Raw genomic sequence first — 19,486 nt, forward strand, 5'->3', positions numbered from 1 at the left:
CTTCCGGCGGTTCGTGTTACCGAACCTCCTGACACCGCGCTGTGTAAGCCGTTGTTCCGTGTCAGTGGAGGCGCAGTATAGGGAATTTCTGGCGGGTGACAAGCGTTTATTATAAAAAAATGACTGAGCGTTGTAATTTTCGACAAAGCGCGGATTTTTACTGCGCCTTGCCTGGTAAATGAGCAAATTCCTGAGCAAAACGAGCCACTTGCGTCCAGTCAGTATATTCGACTTCTTTCGAGGTATCGGTCTCACCGCCGGTCATGCGCATAATCAGCTGAATCATCACCCGGTCAAACCAACGATAACGCGCATAGCGCAACGCACCGGCAAATACTGCGCAACAGTCAGGCTGCCATGGCGACTGTAATAAGAACTTACGCGTATAGGCATTGGTTTGCGGCGTCCGCTTATCCACTTTACGTGCGGTAAGGTTCACGCAGAAGAAGCCGCTGGCGCGTTGCTGTAACTCATGCAGATGACGCTTAACGAATTTTGCTACCGCTGGATGGAAATGACCGTAGTGGATGGAGCCACCAATTAACACGCGATCATACTGCGACCAGTCGATCTGTTCGACCCGCAGGATATTAAACACATCACACTCCATCTCCTCTTTAATACTGTTAGCTATATAAGAGGCGATTTCACGCGTCTGGCCTTCACGGCTGGAAAAAAGAATAAGCGCTTTCATAGTTTTTACTCGTGGTTTTATTCACGCCAGAACGTTGGAGTAAACAGCACCAACAGCGTAAATACTTCAAGACGCCCAAACAGCATCGTGACAATCAAAATCCATTTCGCCACGTCATTCATCGACGTGAAGTTATCGGCAACCACTCCAAGGCCCGGGCCGAGGTTATTAAGCGTAGCCGCAACCGCCGCAAATGCAGAGAAATCATCGACGCCGGTGGCAATAATCGCCAGCATGCTGAGAATAAACACCAGTGCATAGGCAGAGAAGAATCCCCAAACTGCTTCGAGGATCCGTTCCGGCAGTGCGCGATTGCCCAGTTTAATGGTGTATACCGCATTCGGGTGCACCAGCCTTTTCAGTTCACGCGATCCCTGTTTAAACAGTAACAGAATACGGATTACCTTCAGGCCACCGCCGGTGGAACCAGCACAGCCACCAATAAAGGCGGAACACAATAATAGCACCGGCAGGAACAGCGGCCAGCGCGCAATACTGTCAGTGGTAAATCCGGCGGTGGTTGCCATTGATACCACCTGGAAGAAGGCCTGATTCAGGGTTTGCATTCCAGTCTGGTAAACATCGTGGAACCACAGAACCAGGGTACAGACCACCACCAGCGTCAGCTGCACGCCAATAAACATACGGAACTCAGGGTCACGCCAGTAGACACGCAGGTTACGCCCACTCAGTAATGAGAAATGCAAACCGTAGTTACAACCAGAGATCAGCAGGAAGATGGCAATAATGGTGTTAATGGTCGGACTGTTAAAATAACCGATGCTGGCATCATGGGTCGAAAAGCCGCCGATGGCGATAGTGGAGAAGCTATGGCCTATCGCATCAAACAGCGGCATCCCGGCAATCCACAGCGCCAGCGCACAGGCGACCGTCAGTAACACATAGATTAGCCACAGAGTTTTGGCGGTTTCGGCTATGCGCGGGCGCATCTTGTTATCTTTTAGCGGCCCGGGCATTTCGGCGCGATACAGCTGCATACCGCCGACGCCGAGAATCGGCAAAATCGCCACTGCCAGCACAATGATCCCCATACCGCCGAGCCACTGTAACATCTGACGATAGAACAGAATCGCCTTGGGCAGTGAGTCCAGCCCGACCAGCGTGGTCGCGCCGGTGGTGGTTAAACCGGAAAAGGATTCAAAAAATGCGTCGGTAATGCTCAGGTTGGGTTGTTCGGAGAAGATAAACGGCATCGCCCCCACGCTGCCCAGCACGGTCCAGAACAGCACGACTATCAGAAAGCCTTCGCGCGGTTTTAACTCGCTCTTCTGCTTGCGATTCGGCCACCACAGCAGCGCGCCGATAATCAGTGCCATAAAGAACGTCTGACTGAAGGCGCGTCCGGCCCCATCGCGATAAATCAACGCCACCAAACCGGGGACGATCATCGTTCCGGAAAACAGAATGACCAACAAACCGACGATGCGGGTAATGGCACGAATATGCATCCAGCCGTTTCCTTAACCTGACAAATAAAAAGAGAGTTATGGTTTTACCGGGATAAGCTGAAGCGCGCCCCGGCTAAAGTCTGATAAATTTTGGGTGAACCCCTCAAGCTGCGCATAAGGCAGCGCCAGATTGATCGTCACCACATCTGAAAACTCGCTGTCCAGCAGTCTGCCATCAAAGCGCTGGATCATGCGTTCAACATCGCCCAGTTGCGCATAGTCACAGCACAACCAGAAAGCTCGCATTGGTACTTTCTGCACCCGAGCCAGCCGTTTTAATCCCTGCTGAACGCCGCCGCCATAAGCTTTGACCAGCCCTCCGGTGCCAAGCTGAATACCACCGTAGTAACGCACCACCACGGCGGTAATTTCGCCGACATTGCTGCCCATCAGCTGCGCCAGCATCGGTTTTCCTGCGGTGCCTGAGGGTTCGCCATCGTCAGAGAACCCCAGCTGTTGCGAATCATTTGGCGCGCCAGCCACCCATGCCCAGCAATGATGCCGGGCAGCGGGATGTTCACTCCTGACCTGTTGCACAAACGCACGCGCCGCTTCGCTGCCGTCGGTATGCGCCAGCAGCGTAATAAAACGGCTTTTTTTGATCGTTTCCTCGCTGACGCTAACCGGCTCAGCGGGGATGTCATAAGCATCCATCAGGCAAGATTCAGATCACGCGTCATATTTTCGACACGATTGTCGTAAATCACCACATTGTCTTCGATACGGATGCCGCCATAAGGCTTCAGCGCTTCGATACGTTCCCAGTCGAAGTACTGACTAAATTTGCCTGCGCGCCATGGCGTTAACAAGGATTCGATAAAGTAGAGGCCCGGCTCGATAGTCAGCACCATACGCGGTTCAAGCACGCGCGTGCAGCGCAGATAAGGATATTGCGCCGGCGCCGCCAGATGCGTACCGCTATCGTCCTGCATAAAACCGGCAACATCATGGACCTGCAGACCCAGCGGATGCCCCAGACCGTGCGGCAGGAAAGGTCCGGTCAGATTTTCTTTGACCATCGCCTCGGCGCTCAGCCCACTGACCAGCTGATGCTTCAGCAACAGTTTAGCGATGCGATGATGCATCTGCTCATGGTAGTCGGTATAGCGTACCCCTGCCTTCAGCGTATCAATCAGCGCCAGCTCTTCGTCATTAAGATCTTTCACCAGCTCCGCAAACAGGCTATCGCCCTGCGCGGCATAGGTACGGGTTAAATCCGCAGCATAACCGTTATATTCCGCACCGGCATCGATCAGGAAGCTAAGCTGCTGTTCCGGCGCCTGATGCTGGAGCTGAGTATAGTGCAGCACCGCCGCATGCTCATTCAGCGCGATAATATTGCCATAGGGCACATCGGTATCGCGGTGGCCGGTCGCTGTCAGGTAGGCGATATTGATATCAAATTCACTCATGCCGGAGAGGAATGCTTCCTTCGCCGCACGATGCCCCAGCACCGCCACTTTCTGCGCCTGGCGCATACAGGCCAGCTCATAATCGGTTTTATAAGAACGATGATAATGCAGGTAATCCAGTACGCCCTGCGGGTTCACACGGTCAGACTGAATATCCAGCTGCGCCGCACGCTGCGGCACCGGCCCAATATAGGCCACATTCTGCCGCTGCGCGGGCAGCAGTTGGGCAATCTCGTCAGCATTTTTCAGCTGGATAATCTCGATTTCGTCGGTCCAGAAACTGTTCGGCAATGGCTCAACGTTATGCCAGTAATCAACCGGCGAATAGAACCACAGCTTCGGCTTATTGACGCCATCAACCCACAACCAGCAGCCAGGCACTTGCGTTACCGGCACCCAGGCTTTGAATTGCGGATTGACCTTGAAGGGATAGCTGTGGTCGTCGAGGAAAACCGTCAGTAATTCCCCGGAATGGATCAGCATGGCATCAAGCTTAAAGCGAGCCAGCAGTTGCTGCGCACGCTGCTGCAGCACGGAAATATGATCTTTATAGAGCGTAACCAGTGAGTCCATTAACTTCTCTCCGATGCACGAAAAAGTGTCCGCATCTTATCACAGCCAATTGCACGATGCCGTTTTGCCGCGGCTGTGATCTTGTTAGCAAATAAGCAAACTTCTGTTTGCAAATAATTAACATCAAACCCAAACTCCAGATCATCTGGTATGACCAGATCCCTTTATCGCGGTTTCAGGAGACTGACATGCTCTACCAAGGCGAAACCCTTTCACTTGACTGGCTGGACGATGGCATCGCCGAGCTGGTATTTGATGCGCCCGGCTCGGTTAATAAGCTGGATACCCAAACCGTCGCCAGTCTCGGCGCAGCCATTGCGGTGCTGGAACAACAATCGGCACTGAAAGGCCTGCTGCTGAGTTCAGCGAAACCCGCCTTTATTGTTGGCGCGGATATCACCGAATTCTTATCGCTGTTTGCCGCACCGGCAGACAAGCTTGAACAGTGGCTGATTTTTGCCAACAGCATTTTTAATCGTCTGGAAGATCTGCCGGTGCCAACCATCGCAGCTATCAGCGGCTATGCGCTGGGCGGCGGCTGTGAATGCGTGCTGGCGACCGATTTACGTATTGCCAGTCAAGATGCGCGCATCGGCCTGCCGGAAACTAAACTGGGGATTATGCCGGGCTTTGGTGGCTCGGTACGTCTGCCGCGCCTGCTGGGCGCCGATAGCGCCTTAGAAATTATTGCTGCGGGTAAAGATGTCGATGCTAATCAGGCGTTAGCGATTGGCCTGGTCGATGCGGTGGTGGCGAAGGAAAAACTGCGTGATGGCGCGATTGCAATGCTGAAAGAGGCGATTGCCGAACCACAAAGCTGGCGCGCGCGGCGTCAGCCCAAACTGGAACCGTTAAAACTCAGCCCCGTGGAAGCTGCGATGAGCTTCACCATCGCCAAAAGCATGGTGATGCAGAACGCCGGTAAACACTATCCGGCGCCGCTCACGGCGGTGAAAACCATTGAAGCCGCCGCCGGGCTGGGGCGCGATGAGTCATTGCAGCTGGAAACCCGCGCATTTGTACCGCTGGCACGTTCGGATGTGGCGCGGGCGCTGGTCGGTATCTTCCTTAACGATCAGTACGTGAAAGGCAAAGCGAAAAAACTGACGCGCGATAGCGAAATCCCCCAACAGGCGGCGGTGCTGGGCGCCGGCATTATGGGCGGCGGCATCGCTTATCAGTCGGCCTGGAAAGGCGTGCCGGTGATCATGAAAGATATCAGTGAGAAATCACTGACACTGGGAATGAATGAAGCGGCGAAACTGCTTAACCGACAGCTTGAACGCGGCAAAATCGACGGACTGAAACTGGCCAGCGTAATTGCCACCATCCAGCCCACTCTGGAATATAGCGATTTTCAGCGTGCCGATATAGTAGTGGAAGCGGTAGTGGAGAACCCGAAAGTGAAAGCCGCGGTGCTGGCAGAAACGGAGAGTAAGGTGCGCAGCGACACCGTACTCGCCTCGAACACCTCGACGATTCCGATCGGCCTGCTGGCGCAATCACTGCAGCGGCCGGAAAACTTCTGCGGCATGCACTTCTTCAACCCGGTGCCGCGCATGCCGCTGGTAGAAGTGGTGCGCGGAGAAAAAACCTCGGACGCCACGCTGGCAAAAGTGGTCGCCTGGGCCAGCAAGATGGGCAAAACGCCGATTGTGGTCAACGACTGTCCGGGCTTCTTTGTTAACCGCGTGCTGTTCCCTTACTTTGCCGGTTTCAGCCTGCTGCTGCGTGATGGCGCCGACTTCCGCCAGATCGATAAGGTGATGGAGAAAAAATTTGGCTGGCCAATGGGCCCTGCCTGGCTGCTGGATGTGGTTGGTATTGATACCGCTCATCATGCGCAAAGTGTGATGGCCGATGGCTTCCCGACGCGGATGAAAAAAGATTTCCGCGACGCTATTGATGTGATGTTTGACGCCGGACGCTTCGGGCAGAAAAATCAGCAAGGCTTCTGGGGCTGGGAAACGGGTAAGAAAGGAAAAGCGAAGAAAGTGGCGGATACCAGCGTTGACGCGCTGTTGCAGGATGTCTGCCAGCCACAACGGGTATTTAGCGATGACGAAATCATCGCGCGCATGATGATCCCGATGATCAATGAAGTGGTGCGCTGCCTTGAAGAGGGTATTATCGCCAGCCCGGCGGAAGCGGATATGGCGCTGGTTTATGGCCTTGGTTTCCCACCGTTCCATGGCGGCGTGTTCCGCTATCTCGATACGCTCGGCAATGCGCAATTTATCGCGCAGGCGCAGCCGTTTGCTGCGCTGGGCGCCCTGTATCAGCCAGCCGAAGCAATTAAACACAAAGCTCAAAACAACCAGAGCTGGTATCCGCCAGCCCGGCCGCTGACTGATGCAGCCCTGAAAACGGCGTGAGGAGAACAGAATGGAAAAGGTCGTTATTGTTGATGCAATCCGCACGCCGATGGGTCGCTCAAAAGGCGGAGCCTTCCGTCATCTGCGTGCAGAAGATCTCTCCGCGCATCTGATGCGCTCATTACTGAGCCGTAACCCGGCGCTGCCCGCCGCCTCCCTCGACGATATCTATTGGGGCTGCGTACAGCAGACGCTGGAACAGGGCTTTAATATTGCGCGTAATGCGGCGCTGCTGGCGGAGATCCCCCATCGCGTTCCGGCCACCACCGTCAACCGGCTTTGTGGTTCTTCGATGCAGGCGCTGCACGACGCGGCGCGCGCGATTATGGTCGGTGATGCGCGTGCCTGCCTGATTGGCGGCGTCGAGCATATGGGTCATGTGCCGATGAGCCACGGCGTTGATTTTCATCCAGGCCTGAGCCGCACGGTGGCAAAAGCGGCCGGAATGATGGGGCTGACCGCCGAAATGCTGGCGCGCATCCACCATATCAGCCGCGAAATGCAGGATGAGTTTGCCGCCCGCTCACATCAGCGCGCCTGGGTAGCGACCCAGGCGGGTCATTTTAAACCGGAGATTGTAGCAACCTCCGGCCATGATGCCGACGGCGTACTGAAGCGTTATGATTTTGATGAAGTTATCCGCCCGGAAACCAGCGTCGCCGGTCTGGCGGCGCTGAAACCGGCGTTCGATCCGGCCAATGGCACGGTCACCGCTGGCAGCTCGTCAGCGCTGTCTGATGGTGCGGCGGCAATGCTTATTATGAGCGAATCACGCGCTGCCGAACTGGGCTTAACCGCGCGTGCGCGCATCCGCTCAATGGCGGTGGTCGGCTGCGATCCGTCGATTATGGGTTATGGCCCGGTGCCGGCTTCGCAGCTGGCGCTGAAACGGGCAGGGCTGGCAGTGACGGATATCGATCTGTTTGAGCTGAATGAGGCCTTTGCCGCGCAAACGCTGCCGTGTATTAAGGATCTGAACCTGCTGGATAAGATTGATGAGAAGGTGAACCTGAACGGCGGTGCCATCGCCCTGGGCCACCCGCTGGGTTGCTCCGGCGCGCGTATCAGCACCACTCTGCTTAATCTGATGGAACGTCGCGATGCGCAGTTTGGTCTGGCGACAATGTGCATCGGCCTCGGCCAGGGCATTGCGACGGTATTTGAACGCGTCTGATTGGCGGGCGGCGAGAACGCCGTCATTACGGTTAATGCAAATCATTAACACGGGCGGCGATAACGCCGCCCCTACACCCGCTTTACTGTAGGGGCGGCGTTATCGCCGCCCTCCAGATCAGATAAAGGCAAAAGCATCGCCATACATATGCGCTTCCAGCGCGCCACGCTCGGCACAAAAACGCTCGCGGGCGATTTTCGCCATCTCAAAACGACCGGCAATGTAGATATCGTGCTCACTGAGGGTGCCGTAATCCTGCATCACCGCGGTTAATACCGTACCGCTGCGTCCTGGCCAGCCCGCTTCAGGCTGCTCAACCACCGGAATCACCTTCAGATTAGGATGCTTCACCGCCAGCGCGTTAAGCTCCTCCAAATCGTACAGATGTTTCAGCTCACGGCCACCCCAGTAGATGGCGATGTCGCGCTGCGGCTGCTGCGCCAGTGCGGTCAGCAGAATTGAGCGCGCATAGGAGAAGCCAGTCCCCCCGGCGATCAGGATCAGCGGACGGCTGCCCTCTTCGCGCAGGAAAGCGTCACCATGAGGAATATCAACGGTAATTTCGCGCTGCTGCTGGATGCGTTCCATCACGGCCATCGCATAGAGGTTCAGTTCAGAAGCGCCGATATGCAGTTCGATTATATCTTTTTCCATTGGCGTCGACGCCAGCGAGAACGGACGCTTATCACGCTCATCCATCACTACCATCAGATACTGGCCAGCCTGGAAGCAAAAATCAGCTTCCGGCACCAGTCGCACCCGGTAAACGGTATCGGTAATCGCTTCAACCGAGGTCACTTTACAGCTCAATCTTGTCATGCGTTCCCTCTGTCGGGTCGTCATTATCATAGGTTCACTGCGGCGGATTAACGCTGCGGCGACTGATTAAAAATGGCTAACTCATCCCAAATAGCATCAATGCGCGCGGTGACTGCGGCATCTTTAACGATTGGCCGCCCCCACTCGCGATCGGTTTCACCCGGCCACTTATTGGTGGCATCTAAACCCATTTTTGAACCCAACCCGGAAACCGGCGAGGCAAAATCAAGGTAGTCGATTGGTGTGTTCTCAACCAGCACGGTATCGCGCGCCGGATCCATCCGCGTAGTAATGGCCCAGATGACATCATTCCAGTCGCGCGCATTGACGTCATCATCACAGACAATAACAAATTTGGTGTACATAAACTGGCGCAAAAATGACCATACGCCCATCATGACGCGCTTGGCATGTCCGGCGTACTGCTTTTTCATCGTGACAACGGCCAGCCGGTACGAACAGCCTTCCGGCGGCAGATAGAAATCGACAATTTCGGGAAACTGCTTTTGCAGAATCGGCACAAAGACTTCGTTCAGCGCCACACCCAGTACCGCCGGTTCATCAGGTGGACGACCGGTATAGGTTGAATGATAGATGGCATTACGACGTTGCGTTATGTGCGTTACGGTGAAGACCGGGAAATTATCCACTTCATTATAGTAACCGGTATGGTCGCCATACGGGCCTTCCGGCGCCATTTCGCCCGGTTCGATATAGCCTTCCAGCACAATTTCGGCGCTGGCGGGAATTTCCAGATCGCTGGAAATACACTTAACCACTTCGGTCTTATTACCGCGCAGCAGACCGGCAAAAGCATATTCAGAGAGCGAATCAGGGACTGGTGTCACCGCGCCAAGGATCGTGGCCGGGTCGGCGCCCAGCGCCACCGCCACCGGGAAACGTTCGCCCGGATGCGCCTGGCTCCACTCCTGAAAATCGAGGGCGCCGCCACGATGGGAAAGCCAGCGCATAATTAATTTGTTTTTACCGATCACCTGCTGGCGATAGATGCCGAGATTTTGCCGCTCTTTATGCGGGCCGCGGGTCACGGTTAATCCCCAGGTGATCAACGGTGCGGCATCTTCCGGCCAGCACTTCATTACCGGAATGCGCGACAAATCGACGTCATCGCCCTGCCAGATCTCTTCCTGGCAAGGGGCGTTGCGCAGCCGTTTGGTCGGCATATTCAGCACTTGTTTGAACTGCGGCATCTTATCGAACAGATCGCGAAAACCTTTCGGTGGCTCCGGCTCTTTTAAAAATGCCAGTAACTTACCTACTTCGCGCAGTGCGGTGACATCTTCCTGGCCCATGCCCATTGCGACACGCTTTGGCGTACCGAACAGATTGCACAGCACAGGCATATCATAGCCTTTCGGGTTTTCAAACAGCAGAGCCGGGCCGCCGGCGCGCAAGGTACGATCGGCAATCTCGGTCATTTCCAGTTCAGGATCGATCTCAAGAGTGATGCGTTTTAGTTCCCCGCGCTTTTCCAGCAGGGCAATGAAGTCGCGTAAGTCGTGGTATTTCATGCCTTTCCATCAATCGGGCCGGTGAATCGGCCATTATAGGGCTGATTCAGCGAGCATGCTTGTTTTTGTTCCTGCCGGGTATCCGACAGATCGCACAGTCAAATTATGTCGCGCGCCCAGAGTCTGATACAGATAAAGCGGGCGCGTCAATTTCCAATTTCAGGCAATGTGACAAAACGATGGCCAAAATGCTGCGGCTTTGTCACGATGACTTCGGATATTTCGTAGCCAGCGCGCAGCAGCAAATCCAGCTAACACGCGTGATGTTGCTACAACTCTGACAGCAGTTTTGCTATTCTTAGCGTCTGGTAATTGGAAAGTGACATTATGGAATCCTGGTATTTACTGTACTGCAAACGTGGTCAACTGTTGCGCGCAAAAGAGCATCTTGAGCGCCAGTCAGTTCATTGCCTGAGCCCGATGATTGCACTGGAAAAAATCGTGCGCGGTAAACGTACAACCGTCAGTGAGCCACTGTTTCCTAATTATCTGTTTATAGAGTTTGATCCCGAAGCGATTCACACCACCACCATCAGTGCGACACGCGGTGTCAGCCACTTTGTGCGCTTTGGCGCCCTGCCCGCTACCGTGCCGCACAATGTCATTCAGATATTGCAGACCGAGACACCGGAAAATATGGTCGACCCGGAAACGCCGCAACCGGGCGATGAAGTGCTGATTATTGACGGCACTTTTGAAGGGCTGAAAGCCATTTTCACTGAGCCGGATGGCGAAGCACGCTCAATGCTGCTGCTTAATCTGCTGAATAAACAGATTGTCCGCAGCGTCGATAATTTACAGTTTCAGAAACTGTAATAGCGGGCGGTGCGTACGCCGCCATTACGTATCGCGGAAATCCTCGGGGCGGGCGGCGATAACGCCGCCCCTACAGGTTATTGCGCTCTTATGTAGGGGCGGCGTTATCGCCGCCCGACTGACTAACGCTGCATCTGCTCGTCGCGGATCCACTGCGCAACACGCTTCGAGAAGTAAGTCAGAATACCGTCGGCGCCCGCGCGCTTAAAGCACAGTAACGACTCCATCACTGCCGGTTTCTCGGCCAGCCAGCCATTCTGAATTGCCGCCATATGCATCGCATATTCGCCGGAAACCTGATACGCAAAGGTCGGCACGCCAAAGGTGTCTTTCACCCGACGGATCACATCCAGATACGGCATACCCGGTTTCACCATCACCATGTCAGCGCCTTCCTGCAAATCCTGGGCGATCTCCTGCAACGCTTCATCACTGTTGGCCGGATCCATCTGATAGGTCAGTTTGTTACCGCCTTTCAGATTGCCGGATGAACCAATCGCGTCGCGGAAGGGGCCGTAGTAGCAGGAAGCATATTTCGCCGAGTAGGCCATAATCTGGGTGTTAATATGATTATCGCGCTCCAGCTGGTCGCGCAGCGCGCCTATACGGCCATCCATCATATCGCTTGGCGCCAGAATCTCAGCGCCGGCTTCGGCATGCGACAGCCCCTGACGCACCAGAATCTCTTTGCTGATATCGTTAATCACATAGCCATGCTCGTCGATAATGCCATCCTGACCATGGGTGGTGTAAGGGTCGAGCGCTACATCGGTCAGCAGGCCCAGCTCCGGCACCGCGGCTTTCAGGGCGCGTACCGCACGCTGCACCAGACCGTCCGGGTTATACGCTTCTTCGGCATGCAGGGATTTCTTATCCGCTTCAATCACCGGGAACAGCGACAGCACCGGAATGCCCAGCTTCGCAATCACTTCCGCTTCTTTAACCAGCACATCGATGGTCATGCGGAAAACGCCCGGCATCGACGCGACTTCCTGCTGCTTGTTATGGCCTTCCATCACAAATACCGGATAGATCAGGTCGTTGACCGTCAGCTGGTTCTCAGCGACCAGACGACGGCTGAAATCATGGCGACGAACGCGGCGCAGACGGCGGCCAGGGAAGGCGCCTGGGAAAGCAAAACTCATTAGTATCTATCTCCGATTGGCATGGTGCAGGCTATCTTACTTGCCATTTTGAACCTGGGCAGTGCTCATTCCCCTCACGTACCTGCTTGTACGCTCGGGTCATTGCGCGCTGTCCGCGTTCAAACTGGCGGCGACGATAACGCCTGAACATCACTACCCTATTTTAAATAATTTACGACTATTCGCTGCTGTTTGCTGTGCTAACCATTCAGCCTCTTCACCACGCCAGGCGGCGACCTGCTGAACAATATGCGGCAGAAAACAGGGTTCATTACGGCGGGAAGGCGGCCTTGGTCTCATATCCCGTGGCAACAGATAAGGCGCATCGGTCTCCAGCAGTAAACGCTCTGCGGGGATCAATGGCAGTAGTTCACGTAATTCCAGTCCCCGACGCTCATCGCACACCCAGCCGGTAATGCCGATCGATAAGCCAAGCGCCAGGCACTCTTCGATTTCCGCCTGGGTGCCGGTAAAGCAGTGCACCACCGCACCAGGCAGTTTCTCAATCCAGGGTTTAAGGATGTCGATAAAACGTGAGTGCGCATCGCGACAGTGCAGAAACACCGGCATCGAGAGTTCCGCCGCCAGCTCCAGCTGGGCATTGAAAGCATACTCCTGCTGCTCCTGAGCGGAGAAATTGCGGTTAAAATCCAGCCCGCATTCCCCAATCGCCACCACCTGCTCACTCTCCGTCAGACGGCGTAAGGTGGCGGCGGTATCGCCCGACCACTCGCTGGCATGGTGAGGATGAACGCCCGCGGTTGACCAGCAGTAGTCCGGATGCTGGCGCGCCAGACTCTGCGCCTGCTGACTCTCCAGCGCATTGGTGCCGGTAATCAGTATGCCGGTGACGCCCGCTTCACGCGCGCGTTTAACTACCTTTTCACGATCTTTAGCAAATTGCGTACTGGTCAGGTTTACACCGATATCAAACATATTTCTTTCCAAACAGTAACCGCCCTTTCGGGCGGCTGGCTATGACTTTAAATTCCTCGCGGCAAGGCCGGAATCTCACATTTCTGAGATGCCCTAAATAATTCGGGTTGCATCAAGGCGGCAAGCGAACGAATCCCGATGAGCGTAGTAAACTACGTGATTCGGGTGAGTGAACGCAGCCAACGAAGAGGCAGTTCGAAGTATGACGGGCATCACGATTCAGACTCCTGTTCCTTATCATCATTATCCTGACGTCCCTTTCCTACATAGAAGCGACCAAAGAATACGCCGACTTCAAACAGGCAGTACATCGGAATAGCGAGCAAAGTTTGCGAAAGAACGTCTGGCGGCGTTAATAACATGCCCACCACAAATGCGCCAACCAGCACATAAGGGCGCTTTGCCTTCAGATCTTCCGGGGTCGTCACGCCCGTCCAGCACAGCAATACGATCGCAATCGGCACTTCAAATGAGACGCCAAACGCCATAAACAGCGCCATGACGAAATCAAGATAGTTATTGATGTCAGTGGCTATCAGTACACCTTTCGGCGCGGTTGAGGCAAAAAAGCCAAACGCCAGCGGAAAGACGACGAAATAGGCAAAAGCCATACCGATATAAAACAGCGCTGAACTGGAAAACAGCAGCGGCATCACCAGCTTGCGCTCATGGCGGTACAGTGCCGGAGCCACAAACGCCCACACCTGATGCAGGATCACCGGTATCGCAATAAATACCGAAACGATCATTGTCAGCTTGATGGGGGTAAAGAATGGCGAGGCCACATCAGTGGCGATCATACTGGCACCGGCCGGCAGCTGTTTGATTAGTGGTGCGGAAACGATTTGATAGATATCATTTGAGAAGTAAGCCAGTGCCAGAAAAATGCCTAACACTGCGATAATGCAGTTCAGCAGGCGCTTGCGCAGCTCTATCAGATGACTGATCAGCGGCTGGGTATCTTCAACAGCCATGTTTAACGTTCACCGCTAGTTTGAGTGGTTGAGGCCGGAGTGCGCACCACTGGAGTGGCTTCAGGTGCGGCAACAGCTTCCGGTTTAATCTCAGGTTCGGACTGAGTGACTGGTCCGGCAGCCTCAGGCGCCTGAACCGGTGCGCTGGCTTGCGTATCCGCTTCAGCTGGCGTCACGCCTTCATGTGACTCCTTCGGATCTTTCACCAAAGGGTTATGAATGGTATTGGCTTCGTCGTCAGCTTTTTCATTGTCACCGAGATAAGAGCGTTTCATGGACTCCGCTGATTTTTTCAGCTCTTCCATCGACTCTTTCAGCTCCGGCGACAGCGAATCTCTGCTGGCCTGCTCGACTTTTCTCAGGCTGTCCTGCAGTTCCTGCAGCTTAAGCTCCTGCGCCAGTTCATTTTGCACATTGGATGCCAATGAGCGCAGCGCGCGGATCCAGCCGACCACGGTTCTGACCGCAACCGGTAAGCGTTGCGGACCCAGCACCACCAGCCCGATAACGAACACCAATACCAGTTCACTAAAACCTATGTCGAACACGGCTTACACCTTGTCTTTGTCGTTCTTAACTTCTTCGCTTTTCGCGTCAGTATGCTGCTTGTCCGCCAGCGTTTTGGCATTGAAATCAGCATCCTGAGAATCTTTTTCTTTCTGGTCGTCGTCACTCATGGCTTTTTTAAAGCCTTTGATTGATGAGCCTAAATCGGAACCAAGGGAACGCAACTTGTTGGTACCAAACAGAAGTACGACAATCACGGCAATAATTAACAATTGCCAAATACTGATACCGCCCATGTTTATGCCTCTGATATTAGAAATAAAGTGTCTGCACCGCAGTATATAACAACTGACCGCCGGGTCACGACCAACGCGCTAATCGTTACAGCATTAAAGCGTCTTTTTACCATTCATGACAATCAGTTTGTCCTGCGCCAGCCAATCAGCCATGCCACCAGACCACCGGCCATCATCACCGCCGGTAAAAAGTCCCACTGCGGATGGGTTAACAGCATCGCGGTACCGCTCACCAACAGAGTAGCGCCGATGCCAAACAGAAAACGTGACTGATGTTGGCGCGTGCGCTGCACATTCATATCGGTCACCAGCCGGTCAACACTATGTTGCAGGCGTTTGTGCTGACGCAAGCTGTCATAAAACAGCTCAGGTAATTCCGGCAGTTTCTCCGCCCAGAATGGCGCTTTCTCTTTTAGCGCGCGCACAATCGCCGGAATACCGACCTGATCTTTGATCCAGTCTTCAAGAAACGGCTTAGCGGTTTTCCACAGATCGAGCTGCGGATAGAGCTGACGCCCGACGCCTTCCACATACAGCAGGGTTTTCTGCAGTAATACCAGCTGTGGCTGCACTTCCATATTGAAGCGACGCGCGGTATTGAACAGATTCAGTAACACATGACCAAAAGAGATTTCCGCCAGCGGCTTCTCAAAAATTGGCTCACAGACGGTGCGAATGGCGAACTCAAAATCTTCAACATTGGTATCCAGCGGCACCCAGCCGGAATCCACATGCAGCTCCGCCACTTTACGGTAGTCGCGGTTAAAGAAGGCAATAAAGTTCTCGGCCAGATAACGCTTATCTTCTTTGTTTAACGAGCCGACGATACCGCAGTCGATACCGATATATTGCGGATCTTCCGGGTGCTCATAGCTGACAAAGATATTGCCGGGATGCATATCGGCATGGAAGAAACTGTCGCGGAACACCTGGGTAAAGAACACCTGTACACCACGCTCGGCTAACAGCTTCATATTGACGCCATGCTGCTCAAGCGCTACCACATCGGAAATCGGAATACCGTAGATGCGCTCCATCACCAGCATGGTTTCGCTGCCGTAATCGGAATAGACCTCAGGCACATACAGCATTTTGCTGTTATCGAAATTGCGTCGCAACTGAATGGCGTTCGCCGCTTCACGCAGCAAATTCAGCTCATCGATCAGCGTTTTTTCGTAATCTTTCACCACTTCCACCGGACGCAAACGGCGACCATCGGGAAGCAGGCGCGGCACCCAGTGCGCCAGGCGATAAATCAGCCGCATATCCGCTTTAATTACCGGCAGGATATCGGGGCGAATCACCTTGATCACCACTTTCTGGCCGTTCTCTTTCAGCGTGGCGGTATGCACCTGGGCGATGGAAGCAGACGCCAGCGGGGTGATATCGAAATCGTCAAACCAGGTTTCAATCGAGCCGCCGAGCGACAGCTCAATCTGACGGCGCGCCTCGGCACCATCAAAGGGAGCCACCCGATCCTGCAACATCGCCAGCTGGTCGGCGATATGCGGCGGGAACAGGTCGCGGCGCGTTGACATCATCTGACCAAATTTGATCCACACCGGCCCCAGCTGCTCCAGCGCCATACGCAGGCGCGCGCCTAACGGCTTATCTTTATGCTGGTTAGGGATCCAGAAAATCGAACGCCGCCACAGCCGAAACAGCAGGCCAAAGCGCATACGCGGGATAAGTTCATCAAGACCGTAACTCAGGAACACCTTGATGATGTAATAGAGTCGGCGAATTTCACCTAACGTCATTTCGCCTCCAGTTGATCTAACCGGGCGCTGAGCGCGTCCAGTGAACGGTTAACCGCATCGACTTCTTCGGCAAACCAGGCCAGCTCTAAGCCGCCCGGCGCCACACGCCACTCTTCGGTTAACACTTCGGCTGCATAGCCCTGTTTGCGTTGCAGATCGCTGCGCAGAAAGCTCAACCCGCGATGCGCGACCTGGCTGATGCCCTGGGCGGCAATATCGCCGATCCATGGCGCCAGATACTCCGCCGGATCGATTTCAGCCATATCTATCAGGGCAGAGAAGTGCTGTACCACCTGCAGATCACCATTCACATCCAGCTCACCGCTGCGAATTAACGTGGTGAGCTGCTGGCGATCGCGCAGTTTCGGCAGGACAGAAAGACGGGTTTTGACCGTGCAGTCGGTGACATCAAGCCACTCGCCCAGCACATCGACCTGATTTTCACTAAACACCAGCGTCAGTGGCTGAGACAGTTCCTGCAGGTCAATGGCGAGAGTTTTGCCATTTAAACGTTGACGCGCCGCTTTCAGTCCACGATCGCGATACAGAATATGGTTAAGCGCGGTCTCCAGACCTGCGGTTAACAGCGGCGTTAAGGTCATGCGATTTCCTGGTTAAAACTTGAATCCACGGTGCAGCGCAACGATGCCGCCCGTCAGGTTGTAATAGGTAGTGTTTTCGAAACCCACATCCATCATCATCGCTTTTAACGTTTCCTGATCCGGATGCATGCGGATCGACTCCGCCAGATAGCGATAGCTCTCAGAGTCTTTGGCCACCAGCTCACCGACACGCGGCAGAATATGGAAAGAGTAAGCGTCATAGGCTTTGCTCAGCGGTTCGAGCAGCGGCCTGGAGAACTCCAGCACCAGCAGACGACCGCCTGGCTTCAGTACGCGGAACATTGATGCCAGCGCTTTCTCTTTTTCCGTGACGTTACGCAGACCGAAAGAGATGGTGATGCAGTCAAAATAGTTATCGGGGAATGGCAGCGCTTCAGCATTGGCCTGCACATAGCTGACGTTACCGACCACGCCGCTATTACGCAATTTTTCACGTCCCATCTTCAGCATGGAGCTGTTGATATCCGCCAGCACCACCTGACCCGTTTCACCCACCAGACGGGAGAACTTCGCCGTCAGGTCGCCGGTACCACCCGCCAGATCCAATACGCGTTGCCCGCGACGCACGCCGCTGCAATCAATGGTGAAACGTTTCCAGATACGATGGATGCCAAAAGACATCAGATCGTTCATCAGGTCATACTTCGCCGCTACGGAATGGAATACATCAGCAACCATGTCAGCTTTTTCAGTCTTCGCTACCGTGCGAAAACCGAAGTGTGTGGTTTCCTGTGATTCATCTGCCATTTGTTTTGCCTGCTCCACAATCAAATATCATCGAAGTGTATCAGAGTAAGGGTAGTCAGGCACCCTACCCGGCGTTTATTCATTGATTCGGCGCAGCATCTCGCTGACCGGTTGCGCCGGGGATTCGTCCTGCGCATCGTCGTCTGGCTCAGGGCTATTTTCCGGCGATTCCGGTAATGCTTGTTCCGCCAGGCGGGGATTGATTGGCCGTTTAACTTCCACCCCTAACTGACGAAAACCTTCGCTCTGGGCGATAAGATTACCGCGTCCTTCCGCCAATTTTTTCATTGCCGTGCGGTAGCTGTCCTGCGCCTTATCAAGGTTTTGCCCGATACTGGTCATATCATCGACAAACAGCCGCATCTTGTCGTACAACCGGGCGGCGCGATCAGCAATGCGCTGGGCGTTGCGGCTCTGGTGCTCATAGCGCCAGAGATTATTGATGGTACGCAGCGCCACCAGCAGCGTGGTCGGACTGACCAGCATAATATTCAGTTTCAGTGCTTCGTTGATCAGCTCCGGCTGACGATCGATAGCCAGCAGAAATGCCGGTTCAACCGGGATAAACATCAACACATAATCCAGCGAGCGTAAACCGGGCAATTGTTGATAATCTTTACGGCTTAGCCCGCGCAGGTGGGCGCGGATCGCTGCCACATGCTCATTGATCGCCTGTTCGCGCGTAACGTCATCGTCGCCGTTAAAGTAGCGCTCGTACGCCACCAGCGTCATTTTGGCGTCAATCACCACATCCTTGCCCTGCGGCAGTCGCACGATAACATCCGGTTGCATACGGCTGTTTTGATCAACCTGCACGTTCACCTGAGTCTGGTATTCGTGGCCTTCACGCAGGCCGGAAGCTTCCAGAACACGGCCCAGCACCACTTCTCCCCAGTTACCCTGAGTTTTGTTATCACCCTTCAGCGCTTTGGTAAGATTGATCGCTTCCTGCGCCATCTGTGCATTCAGCTGTTGCAGGTTGCGGATCTCATGGGAAAGAGTATGACGTTCACGCGCTTCCTGGCCAAAGCTGTCCTGCACCTGGCGACGGAAGCCATCCAGTTGCTCGCGCAGCGGGGTGATCAGGCCGTTCAGGCTCTGGCGGTTTTGTTCGTCCACCCGGCGACCACTGTTTTCAAAAATGCGGTTGGCCAGATTTTCAAACTGGGCGGTGAGGCGCTGTTCGCTGTTGGTCAGCAGACGCTGCTTCTCTTCCGCCGCCATCCGCGTCTCTTCAAGGCGAATAGTGACTTCGCGCAGTTCCGCTTCCTGGGCGCTGTTGATCTCCAGCTGATTACGCAGCTCGCGACTAAGTTGTTCACTCTCACTGCGCCAGTGGTCGAAATAGTGCAGCTTTTCCTGGGCGGCAGCCAGCGCGCCATGCAGCTGGCGTAATTCGGTCTCGCTGAGTTGCAGACTTTGTTGCTGCTGCTGAAGCTGCTGCTCAGCCTGTTGCAGCGACTGAGCTAATAACCGCCGCTCAGTCTCCTGACCCGCCTGCTGCTGACCATGACGGAATGAGGCAAACAGCCAGCCCACCAGCAAACCCGCCAGTCCAAGACAGACACCCAATAAAGTTTCTTTTTCCACCCTTCCTCCTGCACACCGCGTCAAACAGTGAAAAGGTAGAGGCG

18 protein-coding genes are annotated in these 19,486 nt (G+C 54.5%); 3 read left to right on the plus strand and 15 right to left on the minus strand.

Annotated features, from left to right (window positions below):
- Positions 1–157 precede the first annotated feature (157 nt).
- From hemG to pepQ, 4 genes are read right to left on the minus strand one after another with little or no spacing between them, the layout of a single operon-like run.
- Positions 158–694 carry a menaquinone-dependent protoporphyrinogen IX dehydrogenase gene (gene hemG, locus N5923_RS00685; protein ID WP_267141567.1) on the minus strand — a complete coding sequence of 179 codons (537 nt, stop codon included), beginning with the start codon at positions 692–694 and terminating at the stop codon, positions 158–160.
- A 17-nt stretch (positions 695–711) separates the two neighbouring features.
- Positions 712–2,163, minus strand: a complete 1,452-nt coding sequence (gene trkH / locus N5923_RS00690; protein ID WP_267141568.1) for a Trk system potassium transporter TrkH — start codon at positions 2,161–2,163, stop codon at positions 712–714.
- 36 nt (positions 2,164–2,199) lie between these two features.
- Positions 2,200–2,817, minus strand: coding sequence for an IMPACT family protein (locus tag N5923_RS00695; RefSeq protein WP_267141569.1), 618 nt, complete (start codon positions 2,815–2,817; stop codon positions 2,200–2,202).
- Complete coding sequence (gene pepQ / locus N5923_RS00700; protein WP_267141570.1) at positions 2,817–4,148, minus strand: Xaa-Pro dipeptidase; 1,332 nt, start codon at positions 4,146–4,148, stop codon at positions 2,817–2,819. The genes N5923_RS00695 and pepQ overlap by 1 nt, the downstream gene beginning before the upstream one ends.
- Positions 4,149–4,336: 188 nt before the next feature.
- Between pepQ and fadB the strand changes: the two genes are divergently transcribed.
- Positions 4,337–6,523: a fatty acid oxidation complex subunit alpha FadB gene (gene fadB, locus N5923_RS00705; RefSeq protein WP_267141571.1), complete on the plus strand. Its 2,187-nt coding sequence runs from the start codon at positions 4,337–4,339 to the stop codon at positions 6,521–6,523.
- A 10-nt stretch (positions 6,524–6,533) separates the two neighbouring features.
- Entirely contained in the window at positions 6,534–7,697 is a 1,164-nt protein-coding gene (gene fadA / locus N5923_RS00710; protein ID WP_267141572.1) for an acetyl-CoA C-acyltransferase FadA, read from the plus strand.
- Between the two features lie 117 nt (positions 7,698–7,814).
- On the opposite strand, the gene fre is transcribed toward fadA, so the two are convergent.
- Together fre and ubiD are read right to left on the minus strand one after the other, a co-directional pair.
- Positions 7,815–8,516, minus strand: coding sequence for an NAD(P)H-flavin reductase (gene fre / locus N5923_RS00715; protein WP_267141573.1), 702 nt, complete (start codon positions 8,514–8,516; stop codon positions 7,815–7,817).
- Positions 8,517–8,563: 47 nt separating this feature from the next.
- Positions 8,564–10,048 (minus strand): 4-hydroxy-3-polyprenylbenzoate decarboxylase, encoded by a 1,485-nt coding sequence (gene ubiD, locus N5923_RS00720; RefSeq protein ID WP_267141574.1) that lies wholly within the window; start codon positions 10,046–10,048, stop codon positions 8,564–8,566.
- A 327-nt stretch (positions 10,049–10,375) separates the two neighbouring features.
- Here ubiD and rfaH point away from each other — a divergent pair, with 327 nt between their 5' ends.
- On the plus strand, positions 10,376–10,864 hold the full coding sequence (gene rfaH / locus N5923_RS00725; protein WP_267141575.1) for a transcription/translation regulatory transformer protein RfaH: 489 nt from the start codon (positions 10,376–10,378) through the stop codon (positions 10,862–10,864).
- 122 nt (positions 10,865–10,986) lie between these two features.
- Here the strand turns inward: rfaH and hemB are convergent, their stop codons facing one another.
- The 9 genes from hemB to rmuC form a co-directional block, all read right to left on the minus strand.
- Complete coding sequence (gene hemB / locus N5923_RS00730) at positions 10,987–12,009, minus strand: porphobilinogen synthase (RefSeq protein ID WP_267141576.1); 1,023 nt, start codon at positions 12,007–12,009, stop codon at positions 10,987–10,989.
- Between the two features lie 153 nt (positions 12,010–12,162).
- Positions 12,163–12,945: a 3'-5' ssDNA/RNA exonuclease TatD gene (gene tatD, locus N5923_RS00735; RefSeq protein ID WP_267141577.1), complete on the minus strand. Its 783-nt coding sequence runs from the start codon at positions 12,943–12,945 to the stop codon at positions 12,163–12,165.
- Positions 12,946–13,157: 212 nt separating this feature from the next.
- Positions 13,158–13,919 carry a Sec-independent protein translocase subunit TatC gene (tatC, locus tag N5923_RS00740; protein WP_267141578.1) on the minus strand — a complete coding sequence of 254 codons (762 nt, stop codon included), beginning with the start codon at positions 13,917–13,919 and terminating at the stop codon, positions 13,158–13,160.
- A gap of 2 nt (positions 13,920–13,921) precedes the next feature.
- The gene (tatB, locus tag N5923_RS00745; protein WP_267141579.1) at positions 13,922–14,467 is read right to left on the minus strand and encodes a Sec-independent protein translocase protein TatB; all 546 of its coding nucleotides are present in this window, start codon (positions 14,465–14,467) and stop codon (positions 13,922–13,924) included.
- Between the two features lie 3 nt (positions 14,468–14,470).
- Entirely contained in the window at positions 14,471–14,722 is a 252-nt protein-coding gene (tatA, locus tag N5923_RS00750; protein WP_267141580.1) for a Sec-independent protein translocase subunit TatA, read from the minus strand.
- Between the two features lie 122 nt (positions 14,723–14,844).
- A complete protein-coding gene (ubiB, locus tag N5923_RS00755; RefSeq protein ID WP_267141581.1) occupies positions 14,845–16,482 on the minus strand; it encodes a ubiquinone biosynthesis regulatory protein kinase UbiB in 1,638 nt (545 codons plus the stop codon).
- Positions 16,479–17,084, minus strand: a complete 606-nt coding sequence (gene ubiJ / locus N5923_RS00760; protein ID WP_267141582.1) for a ubiquinone biosynthesis protein UbiJ — start codon at positions 17,082–17,084, stop codon at positions 16,479–16,481. Before ubiJ ends, ubiB begins: the two co-directional genes overlap by 4 nt.
- A gap of 12 nt (positions 17,085–17,096) precedes the next feature.
- Positions 17,097–17,852 carry a bifunctional demethylmenaquinone methyltransferase/2-methoxy-6-polyprenyl-1,4-benzoquinol methylase UbiE gene (gene ubiE / locus N5923_RS00765; RefSeq protein WP_267141583.1) on the minus strand — a complete coding sequence of 252 codons (756 nt, stop codon included), beginning with the start codon at positions 17,850–17,852 and terminating at the stop codon, positions 17,097–17,099.
- Between the two features lie 75 nt (positions 17,853–17,927).
- The gene (gene rmuC / locus N5923_RS00770; protein WP_267141584.1) at positions 17,928–19,442 is read right to left on the minus strand and encodes a DNA recombination protein RmuC; all 1,515 of its coding nucleotides are present in this window, start codon (positions 19,440–19,442) and stop codon (positions 17,928–17,930) included.
- Positions 19,443–19,486 lie beyond the last annotated feature (44 nt).

The sequence above is a fragment of the Winslowiella arboricola genome (assembly GCF_025527015.1).
Taxonomy (GTDB): Bacteria; Pseudomonadota; Gammaproteobacteria; order Enterobacterales; family Enterobacteriaceae; genus Erwinia; species Erwinia arboricola.

Bases quoted from the DNA above. Each gene is read 5' to 3' on its own strand.
- fadA (WP_267141572.1), top strand. From the start codon at position 6,534: ATGGAAAAGGTCGTTATTGTTGATGCAATCCGCACGCCGATGGGTCGC.
- ubiB (WP_267141581.1), bottom strand. From the start codon at position 16,482: ATGACGTTAGGTGAAATTCGCCGACTCTATTACATCATCAAGGTGTTC.
- tatC (WP_267141578.1), bottom strand. From the start codon at position 13,919: ATGGCTGTTGAAGATACCCAGCCGCTGATCAGTCATCTGATAGAGCTG.
- hemB (WP_267141576.1), bottom strand. From the start codon at position 12,009: ATGAGTTTTGCTTTCCCAGGCGCCTTCCCTGGCCGCCGTCTGCGCCGC.
- ubiD (WP_267141574.1), bottom strand. From the start codon at position 10,048: ATGAAATACCACGACTTACGCGACTTCATTGCCCTGCTGGAAAAGCGC.
- pepQ (WP_267141570.1), bottom strand. From the start codon at position 4,148: ATGGACTCACTGGTTACGCTCTATAAAGATCATATTTCCGTGCTGCAG.
- fre (WP_267141573.1), bottom strand. From the start codon at position 8,516: ATGACAAGATTGAGCTGTAAAGTGACCTCGGTTGAAGCGATTACCGAT.
- rfaH (WP_267141575.1), top strand. From the start codon at position 10,376: ATGGAATCCTGGTATTTACTGTACTGCAAACGTGGTCAACTGTTGCGC.
- ubiE (WP_267141583.1), bottom strand. From the start codon at position 17,852: ATGGCAGATGAATCACAGGAAACCACACACTTCGGTTTTCGCACGGTA.
- trkH (WP_267141568.1), bottom strand. From the start codon at position 2,163: ATGCATATTCGTGCCATTACCCGCATCGTCGGTTTGTTGGTCATTCTG.
- ubiJ (WP_267141582.1), bottom strand. From the start codon at position 17,084: ATGACCTTAACGCCGCTGTTAACCGCAGGTCTGGAGACCGCGCTTAAC.
- tatD (WP_267141577.1), bottom strand. From the start codon at position 12,945: ATGTTTGATATCGGTGTAAACCTGACCAGTACGCAATTTGCTAAAGAT.
- hemG (WP_267141567.1), bottom strand. From the start codon at position 694: ATGAAAGCGCTTATTCTTTTTTCCAGCCGTGAAGGCCAGACGCGTGAA.
- fadB (WP_267141571.1), top strand. From the start codon at position 4,337: ATGCTCTACCAAGGCGAAACCCTTTCACTTGACTGGCTGGACGATGGC.
- tatA (WP_267141580.1), bottom strand. From the start codon at position 14,722: ATGGGCGGTATCAGTATTTGGCAATTGTTAATTATTGCCGTGATTGTC.
- N5923_RS00695 (WP_267141569.1), bottom strand. From the start codon at position 2,817: ATGGATGCTTATGACATCCCCGCTGAGCCGGTTAGCGTCAGCGAGGAA.